We start from the raw sequence: 17,310 nt of genomic DNA, 5'->3' as shown, positions 1-17,310 counted from the left end.
CTGATTTTTAAGGTTACAGATGTTCGTGAACTGGTGGGTGAATTCGACGATGATTGAGGTTTCAGGGTCGGGTCGGTTTGACCTTCGGGCTATTTCAGTCACGGGAAGCAGGCTTTAACCCACTAAGTCTGCGCTTTTTCAGTTGGGTGTGACACTGAGGAGCTTGCTGTATGATGTAATGTATAGACGTCCGTAGTCGTCTCCAATGTCAATGAAAGCCCATTAGCTGTGCTGGTAAGGCGGCCTACAATGGTGATGAGTAGGCATTGTTTTATAAAATGAGCATATGACCCAAAGCACGGTCGCTGTTCATGTGCCACCTTGAATTGGTTGGGGTTTTGCGTTTGGGGGCAAAAGTACTTAGGACAAACGGAAAACCGTCTTCTGGGCGCGTTTCTGTGCTTCTTCAGCGCTCAGGGTAACGTTAACTTTGCCTTGCTTTTTAGCAGCAAGATAGCGCGTGCGGGCAGCCTTGATGGTGGCTGCCTTGCGCTGCTGTGTTGATTGATCTTTAACGTATGAATGCATAGCAGGTTCCTCTTTGAGAGGTGCAAGGCGTTAGACCATTGGCGACGAAATGCGCTCCGTAGCGGCGGTAGAGTCTTTACTCCCTCACAACTTTGATAGCGGTGGTGTCATCCCAAGCCGGGCGGGGAATAAAAAGGGCACCGTAATCCGTATCAGCCATCGAAAAGTGCTGAATCTGCGCGCTGGGAAGTGTTGTTTCATCGATAAATTCCCTGTTACCAAACACTATTCCCATGCGACCTCCTGAAACCGAGTTGAACATTATGGCATGAAAATGGTGCTCTTGCTTTTTGTTGCTCACCGCGCTTCTGCGTCGTAATTTTGTAGGTATCCCGTAGGGCATCGATGATCCCGAGCGTAATGTCGACCTTGGTTTTATAACCTTTCTCACCAACTTTTGTTGTGCCGTCTGGTCTTATATGTGTCCGCAAGTGGGTCGGGCCTGGGCGTTAAACCGAGGTGAGAAGGGCTTCTTGCCAGACGGCACAAGAGTTGCCAAATTATTTTCCAATACTTGTACGTGATGTGCCTGTACGCTGAGGTGTTATCGGCGTAATGTCGTGGCATTATCTATTTGGTGTTGCCGTAGCATTGCCAAATCCTGAGGAGGCTTGAATGGCGGTCATCAAAATGCAGTGGCTGGTGGTAGGTGTTATGTTTACGTTGTTGGTAGGTTGTGGTGGATCTGGCGATGAAGAGAAAGCCACCCTTGGCAGAGACTATACAACGACGCGTTCAGCGGATGAGGTGTCTGAAGAGTCTTCAACATCCGAGACACAGTCATCAGTGTCTACTCAACCACTTGAAGTGTCGGTTGAAGCGTCCATGGAATTGCGTAGTGATCGTCGGATCATTGTTACCGGTCAGACAAATCTGCCGGTGAGTTCCAATATCAGTGTCATGGTCGAGCGTGAATTAAGCAGTGTGCGCTGGCGGGAAAGAACTCGGGTGGGTGAAGAAGGGCGTTTCCGGGTGGGGCCTCTGGGCCCAGGCAGCGGCTTGCCTGATGGTGGTTACCACGTCAGCGTCGAACTGATGGAGTCGAGTATTCAGCCTGAGAATGTGCGCCAGCGGATCGGCCTTGAAGGCGAAAACCTGAAGGGCGAGCTGGTTGAGCAATCCCGCCACGGTTTGGGGCAGGTTATCAACTATTCGCGCCGTTTTCTGATTGGAGCCGAACCGCGGCGGACACGTGATGAAGTAGAAGTTCTGGCAGTGCCTGACGCCTAGCTGACCCGCCAATGGCAGAGCAGGATGGCATGCAGGGTCAACTCGCTGCCAGGTAAGGTGTCGAAATGCTTCAATGCCAGTTGAGAGCCATTGGATACAAGATAGTGGCCTGGCTGCTGGAATACCTGAGTGGGCCCCAGTAACGCCAGGTCACCTGCTTTTAAAGGGTCAAAATGGGTGTCAGGCCCGGGCGTGGCGATGAAAGCAGGAGCTTGCCAAGGTACTCTGACAGGAAGAATGCTGTCGCTAACATCAATCGGGCTGGCGTTCATTTGCTCCCAGGGGAGAGTCCCTGTGTGGCTAAGCACGGGCAGCGCCGAATGACTGTCCCCTTCAAGCAGGGTGGAAAGCGAGCAGGTGAGTGCATCCGCCAGGGCGACCAGCCGCTCATGCCCGATTTGCTTGATAGCACCCGATTCCCAATAAGAGATGGTGACGTCTGATACGCCAATTCTTCGTGCTAATTCAGCTTTGTTAAGTCCGGCTCTAAGCCTGAGCTCCTTGATGCGAGCGCCTAGCGATTGCATGGGTTTTTCCTATTGAGCACCTGAGCGTTCAGGTGGGTGTTGGTGAAGCCTGACGGCGATACTTTAAACATTATTGTGCAGACAAGCTGCTGAGCAAAAGCTGTCAGAGGCAATGTGCCAAGCGTCAGCTTGATCTTCTATTGTCCATTTTAGCGGTTGCTTATGCAAAGTCACCCTGTTACTGCTTTTATCTTAGCCTATAAAACGGTAAATCAACCTTTTGATGCTGTTTGGGTCTTAATGTTCCAGTAATTATTTACGGTGGGTGCGGCTACTGCCGGTATCTGTATGAACGCGTATAATGCGTTCACGTAAATTGATTCATTCTGCTGTTTTCAAGGAAGTCTCCATGACTGTACGAACTCGTATTGCTCCTTCGCCAACGGGTGACCCCCATGTGGGCACAGCCTATATTGCGTTATTCAATCTCTGCTTTGCCCGTCAGCATGGCGGCCAATTTATATTGAGAATAGAAGATACTGACCGGGCGCGCTCAACGGCTGAATCTGAGCAGATGATTCTTGATTCGCTGCGTTGGTTAGGCCTTGAATGGGATGAAGGCCCGGACGTGGGTGGCCCGCATGGCCCTTATCGCCAAAGTGAGCGGGGCGATATCTATGCTCAGCATGCTCAGCAGTTGATTGACGCTGGCCATGCGTTCAAGTGCTATCGTACCTCTGAAGAACTGGATCAGTTGCGCGAAGCGCGTAAGGCCGCTGGCATGCATCTGGCGCTCAAGCCTTCTGATCTTGCCCTTGATGCAGCAGAGACTGCACGCCGCGAACAGGAAGGCTGGCCCTACGTTGTACGCATGCAGGTGCCAAGCGAAGGTGTCTGTGTGGTAGAGGATATGTTGCGTGGGCGCATTGAAGTGGAATGGAGTCAGGTCGATGCGCAGATCCTGCTTAAATCTGATGGAATGCCCACTTATCATCTGGCCAACGTGGTGGATGATCATCTGATGGACATTACCCACGTACTGCGAGGCGAGGAATGGATCAACTCGGCTCCCAAGCATCAGTTGCTCTATGAGTACTTTGGTTGGGAGATGCCTGAGCTGTGCCATATGCCTTTGTTGCGTAACCCGGACAAGTCGAAGCTTTCCAAGCGCAAGAATCCCACCTCTATCAATTATTACCGGCGCATGGGGTTTCTGCCTCAGGCAGTGACCAACTACCTTGGGCGGATGGGGTGGTCCATGCCGGATGAGCGTGAAAAGTTCAGCCTGGACGAGATGCTGGCATCTTTTGATATTCAGCGCGTTTCGCTGGGCGGCCCGGTGTTCGATCTTGAGAAGTTGACCTGGTTGAACGGTGTATACATCCGCGAGGATCTTGATGATACGGCCTTTCTCAAGGCGTTGCGCGAATGGGCGTTTAACGAGGACTATGCGCGCCAGATCATCCCTCAAGTCAGGCCGCGTGTGGAAACCCTGTCTCAGGTCATGCCGTTGGCGGGGCATTTTTTTGCTGGTTTGCCGGCGATAGATCAAGGGTCGTTTGCGTCAATCAAGCTTGAACAGGAAACTCTGGTGAAACTGTTGCAGTTTTTGACCTGGCGATTGGAGGTTGTCCCTGCCTGGAACAAGGAATCACTGCAAGGCGAAGTGCAGGTTCTGGCAGAGCATTTTGAGCTCAAGATGAAGGCCTTTCTTGGGCCGGTGTTTATTGCCATTACAGGCAGTACCACGAGCACCTCTGTTTTGCATGGCATGGTCATTCTGGGCTCAGACATGACTCGCGCGCGCTTGCGCCATGCTATTGAGGTGTTAGGGGGTGTTTCGAAAAAACAGGCGAAGCGTTTCGAGAAAGAGTTTCGTGATATTGGCTGAGCAATCCACCACACTGGCCAGAGTGCCAATTAAGTGCCTTAAATAGGTTGACGAAGACGGGGCGAATAAGTATTATACGTCTCGTCTTCAGGGCATGTGGGGCCTTAGCTCAGCTGGGAGAGCGCAACACTGGCAGTGTTGAGGTCAGCGGTTCGATCCCGCTAGGCTCCACCATTTATTGCACTCGAAGCAACGTGTCTACGTCCCATTCGTCTAGTGGTCTAGGACACCGCCCTTTCACGGCGGTAACAGGGGTTCGAACCCCCTATGGGACGCCACTCTTTTTGTATCTGTTTCCACGCAATCCAGTTGCAGTATTAACTACTCCATCAGCTAGCCTGAAAGAACCTTTTTCTCCCATACCAATAATGGTTATTCCATTGTTGTTTTTTGCCGTCCCTGTCTTTTGATTTCTCGCTTTATTGCCAGTTTGTGTGCAATTTAGGCTTGACTTGTCCACTTTTGCTGTTCTTCGACGCCAGGTTGTGCACAACTACCATAACACTGCCCTGAAAACAGGCGCTTGGGCGTAATTTATTTAAAATCAATAGCTTATATTAGGTCAAAAATTGATCAATTTAAGGCAAGCCCGCATATAATGGCGATTCTGAGACGTTTTCTAGTGGTTGTGAACAGGGTTATCCACAGAAGGTGTGGAAAAACCCTGTTTCTGCCCCGAGGGTGAAAAAGTCAAGCGTTATTCGGGCTTGCGCAAGCGTTTTAGTAGCGATGAAGTGTCCCATCTTCCGCCACCCATTGCCTGTATATCGGCGTAGAATTGATCGACCAGTGCGGTGACGGGCAGGGTAGCGTCAAGGCGACGTGCCTGTGTCAGGCAGATGTCCAGATCCTTGCGCATCCAGTTGACCGCGAAACCATGTTCATAGTGATCGTCAATCATGGTGGCGTGGCGGTTTTCCATCTGCCATGAGCCAGCGGCCCCTTTAGAGATGACATCGACTACCTGGCGTTGATCAAGCCCTGCCTGCTCAGCAAAGTGCAGGCCTTCTGCCAGCCCTTGTACCAGCCCAGCGATGCAGATCTGGTTAACCATCTTGGTGAGCTGGCCGCTGCTGGCCTCGCCCATCAGGGTGACCGCACGGGCATAGTGGTCAAGAACCGGTCTGACCTGTTCAAAATGACCGGCGTCGCCGCCGCACATAATGGTTAGGGCGCCATTTTCTGCGCCTTGTTGCCCGCCCGAGACTGGTGCGTCGAAAAAGGCAATGCCCTGTTCCTGGCAGGCGGCATCCAGTTCCAGTGCAAGGTCTGCAGATGCAGTGGTATGGTCGACCAGATAGGCGCCGCTCTGCATGCTCTGTAAAACGCCGTGCTCGCCGCAGATAACCTCGCGTACATCGTTATCATTGCCGACGCATACCAATACCAGGTCAGCGCCCTCAGCGGCTTCTGCGGGGGTGGTATGGGCGCTGCCGCCATATTCGGCGACCCAGTGCTCAGCTTTTTGAGTCGTGCGGTTGTAGACCCGTGTGGTGAGTCCCTGGCGAGCCAGATGCCCCGCCATGGGGTAGCCCATTACGCCCAGGCCGATAAAAGCAACGGTAGAAATAGTGCGCATTACAACGTCTCCTTAAATGTTTATGCAAAGTATTTATGCAAACAAAAGGCCACCCTAGGGTGGCCTTTTCGATCATGCCAGAAAGCGCTGGCAAGGTTCGACAGTCGAGCAGATCATTTCTTGGGATAATCACGCTGGTCATGGCCAGTGTAAAGCTGGCGAGGACGACCAATCTTGTAGCTGTCGCTATGCATTTCGTGCCAGTGGGAGATCCAGCCAATTGTGCGCGAGACCGCAAAGATAACGGTAAACATATTGGTGGGAATGCCCATGGCCTTGAGAATGATGCCTGAGTAGAAGTCGACATTCGGATAGAGCTTACGCTCGATGAAGTACTCGTCTTCCAGGGCAATCTGCTCCAGACGCTTGGCAATCTTGAGCTGAGGGTCATCAGCCAGGCCGAGTTCTGCAAGGACTTCGTCACAGGTCTCTTTCATGACCTTGGCGCGCGGATCAAAGTTGCGATAGACGCGGTGTCCAAAGCCCATCAGCTTGAAGGGGTCATCCTTGTCTTTTGCCTTGTCAACAAAGCGCTGGATGTTCTCTTCAGAGTCATCACCGATTTCATCCAGCATGTTCAGAACGGCTTCGTTGGCGCCGCCGTGTGCCGGCCCCCAAAGAGCGGCAATGCCTGCGCTGATGCAGGCAAACGGATTGGCACCGGTAGAGCCTGCCAGACGTACCGTTGAAGTTGAGGCGTTCTGCTCATGATCAGCGTGCAGGGTAAAGATGCGATCCATGGCCTTGGCGCAGACCGGGTTGATCTTATAGTCCTCGCACGGGTTGCTGAACATCATATAAAGGAAGTTTTCAGCGTAGTTCAGATCATTGCGCGGATAGTTGAACGGCTGCCCAACGTTATACTTGTGCGACATCGCGGCAATGGTGGGCATCTTGGCGATCAGGCGGATAGCGCTGATCACCCGATCTTCTTCTTTAGTGATGTCCATATGGTCGTGATAGAAAGCCGCCAGGCCGCCTACAACACCACACAGGATCGACATAGGGTGGGCGTCGCGGCGAAAGCCCTTGAAGAAGTTGTTGATCTGGTCGTGTACCATGGTGTGATTACGGATACGCGACTCGAAATCAGCATACTGCTCTTCACTGGGAAGCTCGCCGAACAGCAGGGTATAGCAAACTTCAACAAAGTTGGATTCGCTGGCCAGCTGGTCAATCGGATAACCACGGTGCAGAAGGACACCTTTCCCGCCATCAATGTAGGTGATGGCTGATTGGCAGGAGGACGTAGCCATAAAGCCAGGATCATAGGTGAATAGGCCTTCACTACCCAGAGCACGGACGTCAATGACGTCTGGTCCAAGTGAGCCGGAATAAATGGGTAGTTCAATTGCCTTATCCAGGCCATCTACCGTCAGTGTTGCTTTCCTGTCAGCCATGCAGGCCTCCTTTCGAATTCGGTTTGGGGACGTGATGTCATTATTTAGATACCGCGCCGGCGAAAAGGCTTGCCCACTATAGAAGTGTGCGACAGATTGTCAATTAGCCTAAATGCTAGCTACAATAGTACAGGGTTGTTACCTTGAACAATATTTGTATATGATTACATCACCTGACGTTCATTGCTCTTTCATTCAAGGCAGCCGATTTTTCAGCATGCCAAGGCGATATCTTTATGCGGGTGACAGGCAATGCATTTGGAAAAAAAGCCAGTCAGTGTTTCAAGTAGTGGTTTACCTGACTACTATAGACATGCTGCAGTGCAAAATCGACTAATAGGGTGTGATTTTTGTTGCACCATAGTCGAGTAACGCTTTTGTTCAGTTTGTCAGCGGGGCATTAGGTTCTTATAATCTGAGTCGCGCGACACCCATGCAGGTTGGTGTTCGTGCCCGACTTGGCAACGGCCGAGCCCCTTCCAGCAACCACTGCCCGCTCGGGCCATGCCCGACCTGTCGCAGAGCGGGCCAAGAGAGTGTGTAAAAAGCCGTGAATAGCAAACGACCCGTAAATCTAGATCTATCTACGATACATTTCCCACTTCCGGCATTGACGTCGATCACACACCGAATCACCGGTGTCATCCTGTTCGTTGGTCTGATCTTTGCCTTTTGGGCGTTGAGTGCATCGCTTTCGTCTCCCGCCGGTTTCGATGCGGTTAGCAGTGCGCTAGCCAATAACTTCCTGGCCAAGCTGATTGCCTGGGGATTGTTGTCTGCATTTGCCTTCCATTTCGTTGCCGGTATCAAACACCTGGTAATGGACGCTGATATTGGGGTAACCCTTGAAGGCGGCGAGAAGAAAGCACAGATCACTGTTGTGGTCAGCGCTGTATTGATCATTTTGGCAGGAGTCTGGGTATGGTAACCAACATTACAAGTTTTAGTCGCAGCGGTCTTTCTGATTGGCTGATGCAGCGTGTTTCTGCCGTTGTAATGGCATTTTATGCCGTTTTCCTTGTTGCCTATCTGTTGTTCAACCCTGGGCTTGATTACTACGCCTGGAGCGGTCTGTTCGCCCAGACCTGGATGCGCATTTTCTCGCTGTTGGCGTTTATTTCACTGTCGGCACATGCCTGGGTCGGTCTCTGGACAGTCACAACCGACTACATCAAGCCGACCAATGTGCGTATTGGTGCCCAGCTGTTCGTCATTCTGGCCATCTTCGCCTTTCTGGTGTGGAGCATTCAAATTCTGTGGGGAGCCTGATACATGTCTAACCTTCGTAGCTTGACATACGACGCTATTATCATCGGTGGTGGTGGCTCTGGTCTGCGTGCCGCTCTGGAACTGGCGAAGTCGGGCAAAAAGACAGCGGTATTGTCAAAAGTCTTCCCGACCCGTTCACACACGGTTTCCGCCCAAGGCGGGATTACCTGTGCAATTGCATCATCAGATCCGGATGATGATTGGCGCTGGCACATGTACGACACCGTCAAGGGCGGCGACTACATCGCTGACCAGGACGCCGCCGAGTACATGTGCTCCGAAGGCCCGAAAGCCGTATTCGAGCTTGAGCATATGGGGCTGCCGTTTTCACGCTTTGATAACGGCCGTATTTACCAGCGCCCCTTTGGTGGCCAGTCGAAGAACTTCGGTGAAGGCGGTCAGGCCGCACGTACCTGTGCAGCCGCTGACCGTACCGGCCATGCCTTGTTGCATACGCTTTACCAGAACAACCTCAAGAACAACACGACGTTTTTGAACGAGTGGTATGCGGTAGATCTGGTAAAGAATAGCGATGGCGATGTGGTGGGCTGTATTGCCATGTGCATCGAGACCGGTGAAGTGGTGCAGGTCAAGTCCAAGGCAACAGTGCTGGCAACCGGTGGTGCGGGCCGTATCTACGCGTCTACCACCAATGCGCTGATCAACACCGGCGACGGTATCGGTATGGCACTGCGTGCCGGTTTCCCGATGCAGGATATGGAAATGTGGCAGTTCCACCCGACCGGTATCTACGGTGCGGGCACTCTGGTCACCGAGGGTTGCCGTGGTGAAGGTGGTTACCTGATCAACAAGGACGGCGAGCGCTTCATGGAGCGTTACGCACCGAACGCCAAAGACCTTGCAGGTCGTGACGTGGTAGCCCGTTCAATGGTCATGGAAATCATCGAAGGCCGTGGCTGTGGCGAGAAAGGCGATCACGTCTTCCTGAAGCTTGACCACCTTGGTGAAGATGTACTGGGTAAGCGCTTGCCGGGTATCGTTGAGCTTTCCAAGACGTTTGCTCACGTAGATCCTGCCAAGGATCCGATTCCGGTCGTGCCGACCTGCCACTACATGATGGGCGGTATCCCGACCAACGTGCATGGTCAGGCGATCATGCAGGACGAAAGCGGCAACGACCAGATCGTCAACGGCTTGTACGCCTGTGGCGAAGCAGCCTGTGTATCGGTTCACGGTGCTAACCGTCTGGGCGGTAACTCACTGCTGGATCTGGTGGTATTTGGCCGCGCAGCGGGTATGTTCATTGAAAGCGCGCTGAACGAAGGCATTGAGTATCTGGATGCCAGCGAGTCTGACATCGAGTTCGCGATGAAGCGCATGAGCCGCTGGAATGAATCCGAAGGTGGCGAGACCGTACCTGCGCTGAAGGCTGAACTTCAGGAAATCATGCAGAACTCTTTCGGTGTGTTCCGTGAAGAGAAAAACATGCAGGAAGGGGTTCAGAAGTTGGCTGACCTGCGCAGCCGCATTGATAACGCCTACCTGCCGGACAAGTCGAATGCTTTCAACACGGCCCGTGTCGAAGCGCTTGAGCTTGATAACCTGATGGAAGTGGCAGAAGCAACCGCGATTGCTGCATTGGAGCGTAAGGAAAGCCGTGGCGCCCACTCGCGTTACGATTTCCCCGACCGTGATGACGCCAACTGGCTGAAGCACTCACTTTACTTCCCGGCGACCAAAGAGCTGAAGAAGCGTGACGTCAACTTTAAGCCGAAGACCGTTGATACGTTCGAACCCAAGGTTCGTACCTACTAATCTCCGCACTGACGAGAGGGAGTCAATATGTCCAATCTACAGGTATCCATATACCGCTATAACCCGGAAACGGACTCCGCACCTTACATGCAGGAATTTCAGGTCGACACCAAGGGGCGGGATCTCATGGTGCTGGACGTTCTGCATATTATGAAAGAGCAGGATAATGGCCTGGCTTTCCGTCGCAGCTGCCGTGAAGGTGTCTGCGGTTCTGATGGCATGAACATGAACGGCAAGAATGGCCTGGCCTGTATTACGCCGCTGTCGGATGTCATCAAAGGCAACAAGCTGACTCTGCGTCCGCTGCCTGGCCTGCCGGTCATCCGCGATATGGTCGTGGACATGGGCTTGTTCTACAAGCAATACGAGCGTATCCAGCCGTATTTGCAAAACGATGAGCCAGCGCCTGCGATTGAGCGCCTGCAATCACCGGAAGACCGTGACAAGCTGGATGGCTTGTACGAGTGTATCCTGTGTGCCTGCTGCTCTACGTCTTGCCCGTCTTTCTGGTGGAACCCGGACAAGTTCGTTGGCCCCGCTGGTTTGCTGCAGTCCTACCGCTTCCTGGCGGACTCGCGTGACAACGCCACAGAACAGCGTCTGAGCGAACTGGAAGACCCGTTCTCCGTGTTCCGTTGCCGCGGTATCATGAACTGTGTTGCGGTATGTCCTAAAGGTCTAAACCCGACTCGTGCGATTGGTAAAATTCGTGACATGCTGTTGGCAGATGCCACCTGAGTGTTATAAAAAAGCCTATGCCACTTAAGTTGCGCATCAAAGCCACTTAAATAGTGGCGCTTCAGTTGTTATCATAGGGCAAGTCAGATGGTGCGGCGGTGAGTCGCACCACTGGCCAGCCAGGTTTAAAAGCCGGTGCTAAAGGTACCGGCTTTTGAGCATGGACTGATCAGAAACAAGAACGCGAGTAACAGTAACAGGGTTTCCGGCCATGCGCCGGTGCCGCCGGCAAATGTTCCGCCCCGCCGGCAGGGCTATAGCGTTGTCGTCGCATGGTGTGGCGACATCGATACCACCCCATCAGTGCAGGGTGACCGAGAGATGCAACAAGGCATAATGGAGTTGATGTGGCGTTCTTCGCACGTAAGTGGCGGCAATGTTCACTACGTGGAAGCGCTTTACGAGCAGTACCTCGACGATCCCAATGCTGTCCCTGACGAGTGGCGCGATTATTTTGATTCGCTTCCTCGCCCCGAGGGCAGTGCCTCCCACGATGTACCCTTAAGCCCGATACGTGATCAGTTCTACCAGCTAGGCCGCGAAACGCGTCCAGGCCGCGTCGCTGCGGCGACCGATAATGGTGAGAACAAAAAGCAGGTTAAAGTCCTGCAGTTGATTAACGCCTATCGCTTCCGGGGCCATCAGAAGGCCAATATTGACCCGCTAGGACTGCGTAATCCCACCCCCGTCCCCGATCTTGATCTTTCCTTTCATCAGCTTTCCAAAGCTGATCTGGACGTCGAGTTTCAGACAGGTTCCTTTTTCCTGGGTATTGATAAAGCCCCGTTGCGCGACATCGTAGACGCTCTTGAGCGAACCTACTGTCGCTCAATTGGCTGTGAAATCATGCACATTGTCGACACCGAGGAAAAACGCTGGTTGCAGCGTCGCTTTGAGTCGGTGCGCAGCGCACCTGCTTTCAGTGATGAAACGCGCAAGCACGTGCTGGAACGTCTGACCGCCGCTGAAGGGTTGGAAAGTTATCTGGCGTCGAAATACCCGGGTACCAAACGCTTTGGTCTGGAAGGCGGTGAATCTTTCATCCCCATGGTGGATGAGCTGATTCAGCGATCAGGGGGATACGGCACGAAAGAAGTCGTTATCGGTATGGCCCACCGTGGTCGTCTTAACCTGCTGGTCAATATTCTGGGTAAGAATCCTGCCGATCTGATTGATGAATTCGACGGCAAGAAGGTGATCGAGCGTGGCTCGGGTGATGTCAAATATCATCAGGGGTTCAGTTCCAATGTGATGTCGCCGGGCGGTGAAGTCCATCTGGCGCTATCGTTTAACCCGTCACACCTTGAAATTGTTTCGCCCGTCGTGGAGGGCTCAGTGCGCGCCCGTCAGGATCGCCGCAATGATTCAAGCGGCGAGAAAGTCCTGCCCATCAGCGTGCATGGCGATGCCGCTTTCGCTGGCCAGGGCGTGGTGATGGAGACATTCCAGATGTCCCAGACCCGTGCCTACAAGACGGGTGGTACCGTCCACATCGTCATCAATAACCAGGTGGGCTTTACCACCTCCCATCCGCTGGATGCGCGGTCGACAGAGTACTGCACCGATATTGCCAAGATGGTGCAATCGCCGATTTTCCATGTTAATGGCGATGATCCTGATGCTGTTCTGCATGCTACCCAAGTGGCACTGGACTACCGTCACCAGTTCAAGAAAGACGTGGTGATTGACCTTGTCTGCTACCGGCGCCGCGGGCATAACGAAGCGGACGAGCCTTCTGGCACCCAGCCAATGATGTACTCCAAGATCAAGGATCATCCGTCCTCGCGCAGTGTCTATGTCGAGCGTTTGATTAAGGAGGGCGTGGTCACTGAGGACGACACCAAGGCGATGATGGAGAAGTACCGTGAAGACCTGATGGCAGGTAATCACGTTGCTAATGCCCTGGTTCAGGAGCCCAACACATCGCTGTTTGTTGATTGGGCACCCTATATTGGCCATGAGTGGAGCGGCAACGCGGATACGTCTTTCGACATGAAGCGTCTGCAACGTCTCGCCGCCAAGATGTGTGACATCCCGGATGGCATCGACGTTCAGCGTCAGGTGGCCAAGATCTACCAGGATCGCCGCAAGATGCATGCCGGTGGCCTGGCCCTTAACTGGGGCTTTGCTGAAACACTGGCCTACGCCACTCTGCTGGATCAGGGTCATCCGGTGCGTATTACCGGTCAGGACGTTGGGCGGGGTACTTTCTCGCACCGTCACGCGGTGATTCATAACCAGAAAGATGGCAGCACCTACGTGCCGTTGCAGAAGATGGCAGAAGGTCAGCCAGCGTTTACCATTCATGACTCTTACTTGTCTGAAGAAGCCGTACTGGCCTTTGAATATGGCTATGCCACCACAGCGCCCAACGATCTGGTGATCTGGGAAGCGCAGTTTGGCGATTTCTTCAACGGTGCTCAGGTGGTGGTTGACCAGTTCATCTCATCAGGTGAGACCAAGTGGGGGCGTCTGTGTGGTTTGACCATGCTGCTGCCCCACGGCTACGAAGGGCAGGGGCCGGAACACTCTTCGGCACGTCTTGAGCGCTTCCTGCAAATGTGTGCCGAGCACAACATGCAGGTCTGTGTTCCGACCACGCCGGCACAGATCTTCCATCTGCTGCGCCGTCAGGTGATCCGCCCGCTGCGTAAGCCACTGGTGGTTATGTCGCCAAAATCGCTGCTGCGCCATAAGGAAGCCACCTCCAGTCTTGAAGATCTGGCGAATGGTAAGTTCCAGATGGTGTTACCGGATCAGGCGGGTCTGGACGCCGAGAAGGTCAAGCGCGTTGTCCTGTGTTCTGGCAAGGTTTATTACGACCTGGCTGCCTGGCGCAGTGAAAACGAACGCCAGGATACGGCTATTGTGCGTCTGGAGCAGCTGTATCCGTTCCCGAAAGAAGAGCTGCTGGAAGCGCTTCAGGTGTATGCGGGGATTGAAGATATTGTCTGGTGCCAGGAAGAGCCACTCAACCAGGGGGCCTGGTATTCCAGCCAGCACCATATGCGTGCCGTTGCTGAGATGCTTAAGGAAGGTCTGGGGGGCAAGTTGAAATTTGCCGGACGTCCCGCATCTGCTGCACCTGCGGCAGGCTATATGTCCGTTCACACTGAACAGCAACGCCAGCTGGTGGAAGACGCTTTCAACGAATAAGCGCCCACCGGGTTCAAAGCAATTAAAAGGGAAACGAAATGGCTACTGAGATTAAAGCGCCAACCTTTCCAGAGTCTGTTGCCGAAGGTACGGTAGCAGCATGGCATAAGAAGCCGGGCGATAGCGTCGAACGTGACGAACTGATTGTTGAAATTGAAACCGACAAAGTCGTTCTGGAAGTGGTGGCACCGGAAGCTGGCACCTTAAGTGATGTAATGGTTGAAGAGGGTGATACCGTTGCCTCCGAACAGGTGCTGGGCACGCTGGGTGAGGGGAGTGCCAAGCAGGCATCTGGCGCTGCGGATGCTGAGAAAGGTTCTGAAGAGAAGCAGGACACCTCAAGCGCACCGGCCAAGTCTGAAGCCGCAGGTGGAAAGGCCTACGACGTCAAGGCGCCCTCATTCCCGGAGTCGATTCAGGAAGGAACGGTTGCCAGCTGGACCAAGCAGGTAGGTGAAGCGGTCAAGCGTGATGAGGTTCTGGCTGAAATCGAAACCGATAAGGTTGTGCTGGAAGTGGTAGCACCGGCCGATGGCGCTCTGAGCGAAATCAAAGCCGAAGAAGGCAGCCAGGTAGAATCAGAAGCCGTGCTGGCGATCTTTGTTGAAGGCGCTGGCGGGGAAGATGGCGAGCAAGCGGCTGCACCGGCAAGCACTGTTAGCGACGACGAAAGCGCTGATGAAAAAGTCGGCGACAAGATTCTCGCCCCGGCGGCGCGTAAGATGGTCGCAGAGCACGATCTGGATGTCAGCAAGATTGCGGGCACTGGCAAAGGCGGCCGCATCCTGAAAGAAGACGTTCAGAAAGCTGTCAAGGATGGCTCCGCCAAGAAAGCGGCCAAGCCAGCGGCCGCGCCAGCCAAGGCAGCAGCACCTGTAATAGAAGAAGGTGAGCGTCCCGAAAAGCGCGTACCCATGAGCCGCTTACGCCAGACCATCGCCAAGCGTCTGGTTCAGGCACAGCAAACCGCGGCCATGCTGACCACGTACAACGAAGTGGACATGACCGAAATCATGGCCCTGCGTTCCCAATACAAAGAAACCTTCCTGAAGGCCCATGATATCAAGCTGGGCTTTATGGGTTTCTTTGTGAAAGCTGCGTCTGAAGCGCTCAAGCGTTTCCCGGACGTCAATGCCTCAATTGACGGCACCGACATTGTTTACCATGGTTACCAGGATATCGGCGTGGCAGTGTCCACCGACCGTGGCCTGGTCGTACCGGTTCTGCGCGATACCGACAGCATGAAAATTGCCGATGTTGAGCGTAATATTGCTGATTTCGGTAAGCGTGGCCGCGATGGCAAGTTGGGCATGGACGATATGATCGGGGGTACTTTTACCATCACTAACGGCGGCACCTTTGGTTCACTGATGTCGACGCCGATCATCAATCCGCCGCAGACCGCAATTCTGGGTATGCACAAGATCCAGGATCGCCCGATGGCGGTGAACGGCAAAGTGGAAATCCGCCCGATGATGTATCTGGCCGTTTCCTATGATCACCGCATGATCGACGGTAAGGATGCAGTCCAGTTTCTGGTGACCATCAAAGAGCTGCTGGAAGACCCTGCACGCTTGTTGCTGGACGTGTAAGTCTCGCCACAAACGAACACGCATTCACGTTCAATTGCACTCCGCCTCCAGCCCCATAAGGGCGGAGGCAACCAAGCTAAAGGAGCCAACATGGCTGATAAGTTTGATGTGATCGTAATCGGTGCCGGCCCCGGTGGTTATGTGGCCGCCATTCGTGCAGCACAGCTCGGGCTCAAGACGGCCTGTGTCGAAAAGTGGGTTGGCAAGGAAGGTAATGTTGTCCACGGTGGCACCTGTCTGAACGTTGGCTGTATCCCTTCCAAGGCCCTGCTGGAAGCCTCACACAAGTTCGTTGAAGCCAAACATGACTTTGACGACCTGGGCATCCAGGCTGGCGACGTCACTATGGACGTCAAGAAGATGATGGCCCGCAAGGACAAGATCGTTAAGAACCTGACCGGCGGTATTTCCGGCCTGTTCAAGGCTAACGGCGTCACCTCCATTGAAGGCGCGGGCAAGGTAGCTTCCGGCAAGCAGGTTGAAGTGACCGGCCACGACGGCAAGACCACGACTTACGATGCGGATAACATCATCATCGCAGCGGGTTCTGTACCGATTGAAATTCCGCCTACGCCGCTGGTTGAGGGCAAGGTTGTCGACTCGACAGGCGCGCTGGAGTTTCAGGAAACGCCCAAGCGTTTGGGCGTTATTGGTGCGGGTATTATCGGTCTGGAGCTGGGCAGCGTCTGGAACCGCCTGGGTTCAGAAGTCACCGTGCTTGAAGCCATGGATGACTTCCTGCCGATGGTAGATGCCTCCATCGCCAAGGAAACCCAGAAGATCCTCAAGAAACAGGGTCTGGATATCAAGCTTAATGCCCGAGTGACCGGTTCCGAGGTCAAGGGCGATGAAGTGGTGGTGAAATACACCGATGCCAACGGTGAGCAGGAAACAACCTTCGACAAGCTGATTGTCTGCGTGGGTCGTCGCCCCTATACCAAGGGCGTTATTGCTGACGGTGTCAGCATTGAGCTGGATGAGCGCGGCTTTATCTTTGTTGATGACCAGTGCCGTACCAACCTGCCCGGCGTCTATGCAGTCGGTGACTGTGTGCGTGGCCCCATGCTGGCACACAAGGCATCCGAAGAAGGTATTATGGTGGCGGATATCATCGCTGGCCATAAAGCCGAGATGAACTACGACACCATTCCGAATGTAGTCTATACCTTCCCGGAAGTCGCCTGGGTAGGTATTACCGAGCAGGAAGCCAAGGCCAAGGGCATTGACGTTAAAGTTGGTGCCTTCCCGTTTGCTGCCAGTGGTCGTGCCATGGCCAACAATGCAACGGAAGGAACTGCCAAGATCATTGCCGATGCTGAAACAGACCGCATTCTGGGCATGCATATCGTCGGCCAGCACGCCGGTGAAATGATTGCTCAGGGCGTGATCGCTATGGAATTTGGTTCCAGCGCTGAAGATCTGGCCCTGACCTGCTACGCTCACCCGACCATGTCGGAAGCCGTGCATGAAGCAGCACTTGCTGTCGATGGCCATGCCATCCATATGGCTAACCGTAAAAAGCGTAAATAAGCTGGGTAATCTATAACAAAGCGCCACCGCAAGGTGGCGCAACGCTTTCGGCCATGCCGGCTTGTTATAAAGACGGCAGGAACCGCAAGCACGGGGATGGTAATCACTGACGTTTGCCATCGTTCGAGTCACATGCAACCAATGGCATGAATCG

The 17,310-nt window shown here is 53.7% G+C and carries 14 protein-coding genes and 2 tRNA genes; 11 read left to right on the top strand and 5 right to left on the bottom strand.

The features are described from left to right. Positions 1 to 360: 360 nt before the first annotated feature. Both OR573_11320 and OR573_11315 read right to left on the bottom strand, forming a co-directional pair. Positions 361 to 528, bottom strand: coding sequence for a hypothetical protein (locus OR573_11320; protein ID XGA79089.1), 168 nt, complete (start codon positions 526 to 528; stop codon positions 361 to 363). A gap of 76 nt (positions 529 to 604) precedes the next feature. After that, a complete protein-coding gene (locus OR573_11315) occupies positions 605 to 763 on the bottom strand; it encodes a hypothetical protein (protein XGA79088.1) in 159 nt (52 codons plus the stop codon). A gap of 380 nt (positions 764 to 1,143) precedes the next feature. Between OR573_11315 and OR573_11310 the strand changes: the two genes are divergently transcribed. Continuing rightward, on the top strand, positions 1,144 to 1,758 hold the full coding sequence (locus OR573_11310) for a hypothetical protein (GenBank protein ID XGA79087.1): 615 nt from the start codon (positions 1,144 to 1,146) through the stop codon (positions 1,756 to 1,758). On the opposite strand, the gene OR573_11305 is transcribed toward OR573_11310, so the two are convergent. Beyond that, entirely contained in the window at positions 1,755 to 2,285 is a 531-nt protein-coding gene (locus OR573_11305; GenBank protein ID XGA79086.1) for a helix-turn-helix transcriptional regulator, read from the bottom strand. The two genes, OR573_11310 and OR573_11305, sit on opposite strands and share 4 nt — an antisense overlap. A 349-nt stretch (positions 2,286 to 2,634) precedes the next feature. Here OR573_11305 and gltX point away from each other — a divergent pair, with 349 nt between their 5' ends. The 3 genes from gltX (at position 2,635) to OR573_11290 (ending at position 4,394) form a co-directional block, all read left to right on the top strand. Beyond that, positions 2,635 to 4,116, top strand: coding sequence for a glutamate--tRNA ligase (gene gltX, locus OR573_11300; GenBank protein XGA79085.1), 1,482 nt, complete (start codon positions 2,635 to 2,637; stop codon positions 4,114 to 4,116). A 98-nt stretch (positions 4,117 to 4,214) separates the two neighbouring features. Further along, positions 4,215 to 4,290, top strand: a tRNA-Ala gene (locus tag OR573_11295). 28 nt (positions 4,291 to 4,318) lie between these two features. Continuing rightward, positions 4,319 to 4,394: transfer RNA gene (locus OR573_11290), tRNA-Glu, on the top strand. A 419-nt stretch (positions 4,395 to 4,813) separates the two neighbouring features. On the opposite strand, the gene OR573_11285 is transcribed toward OR573_11290, so the two are convergent. Together OR573_11285 and gltA are read right to left on the bottom strand one after the other, a co-directional pair. Continuing rightward, complete coding sequence (locus tag OR573_11285; GenBank protein XGA79084.1) at positions 4,814 to 5,695, bottom strand: NAD(P)-dependent oxidoreductase; 882 nt, start codon at positions 5,693 to 5,695, stop codon at positions 4,814 to 4,816. Between the two features lie 113 nt (positions 5,696 to 5,808). Beyond that, positions 5,809 to 7,095: a citrate synthase gene (gene gltA / locus OR573_11280; GenBank protein ID XGA79083.1), complete on the bottom strand. Its 1,287-nt coding sequence runs from the start codon at positions 7,093 to 7,095 to the stop codon at positions 5,809 to 5,811. Between the two features lie 550 nt (positions 7,096 to 7,645). On the opposite strand from gltA, the gene sdhC reads away from it, so the two are divergent. The 7 genes from sdhC (at position 7,646) to lpdA (ending at position 17,156) form a co-directional block, all read left to right on the top strand. Further along, positions 7,646 to 8,023 (top strand): succinate dehydrogenase, cytochrome b556 subunit, encoded by a 378-nt coding sequence (gene sdhC, locus OR573_11275; protein XGA79082.1) that lies wholly within the window; start codon positions 7,646 to 7,648, stop codon positions 8,021 to 8,023. After that, positions 8,017 to 8,364 (top strand): succinate dehydrogenase, hydrophobic membrane anchor protein, encoded by a 348-nt coding sequence (gene sdhD, locus OR573_11270; GenBank protein XGA79081.1) that lies wholly within the window; start codon positions 8,017 to 8,019, stop codon positions 8,362 to 8,364. Before sdhC ends, sdhD begins: the two co-directional genes overlap by 7 nt. Positions 8,365 to 8,367: 3 nt before the next feature. Beyond that, complete coding sequence (gene sdhA / locus OR573_11265; protein ID XGA79080.1) at positions 8,368 to 10,140, top strand: succinate dehydrogenase flavoprotein subunit; 1,773 nt, start codon at positions 8,368 to 8,370, stop codon at positions 10,138 to 10,140. A gap of 27 nt (positions 10,141 to 10,167) precedes the next feature. Beyond that, positions 10,168 to 10,878 carry a succinate dehydrogenase iron-sulfur subunit gene (locus OR573_11260; protein ID XGA79079.1) on the top strand — a complete coding sequence of 237 codons (711 nt, stop codon included), beginning with the start codon at positions 10,168 to 10,170 and terminating at the stop codon, positions 10,876 to 10,878. Positions 10,879 to 11,199: 321 nt separating this feature from the next. After that, positions 11,200 to 14,034, top strand: coding sequence for a 2-oxoglutarate dehydrogenase E1 component (locus OR573_11255; protein ID XGA79078.1), 2,835 nt, complete (start codon positions 11,200 to 11,202; stop codon positions 14,032 to 14,034). Between the two features lie 38 nt (positions 14,035 to 14,072). Then, positions 14,073 to 15,626 carry a 2-oxoglutarate dehydrogenase complex dihydrolipoyllysine-residue succinyltransferase gene (gene odhB, locus OR573_11250; protein ID XGA79077.1) on the top strand — a complete coding sequence of 518 codons (1,554 nt, stop codon included), beginning with the start codon at positions 14,073 to 14,075 and terminating at the stop codon, positions 15,624 to 15,626. Positions 15,627 to 15,716: 90 nt separating this feature from the next. Then, on the top strand, positions 15,717 to 17,156 hold the full coding sequence (lpdA, locus tag OR573_11245; protein XGA79076.1) for a dihydrolipoyl dehydrogenase: 1,440 nt from the start codon (positions 15,717 to 15,719) through the stop codon (positions 17,154 to 17,156). Positions 17,157 to 17,310 lie beyond the last annotated feature (154 nt).

This window comes from Halomonas sp. CH40 (genome assembly GCA_041875495.1).
Taxonomy (GTDB): Bacteria; Pseudomonadota; Gammaproteobacteria; order Pseudomonadales; family Halomonadaceae; genus Vreelandella.
This window is presented reverse-complemented; position numbering and strand designations above follow the sequence as displayed.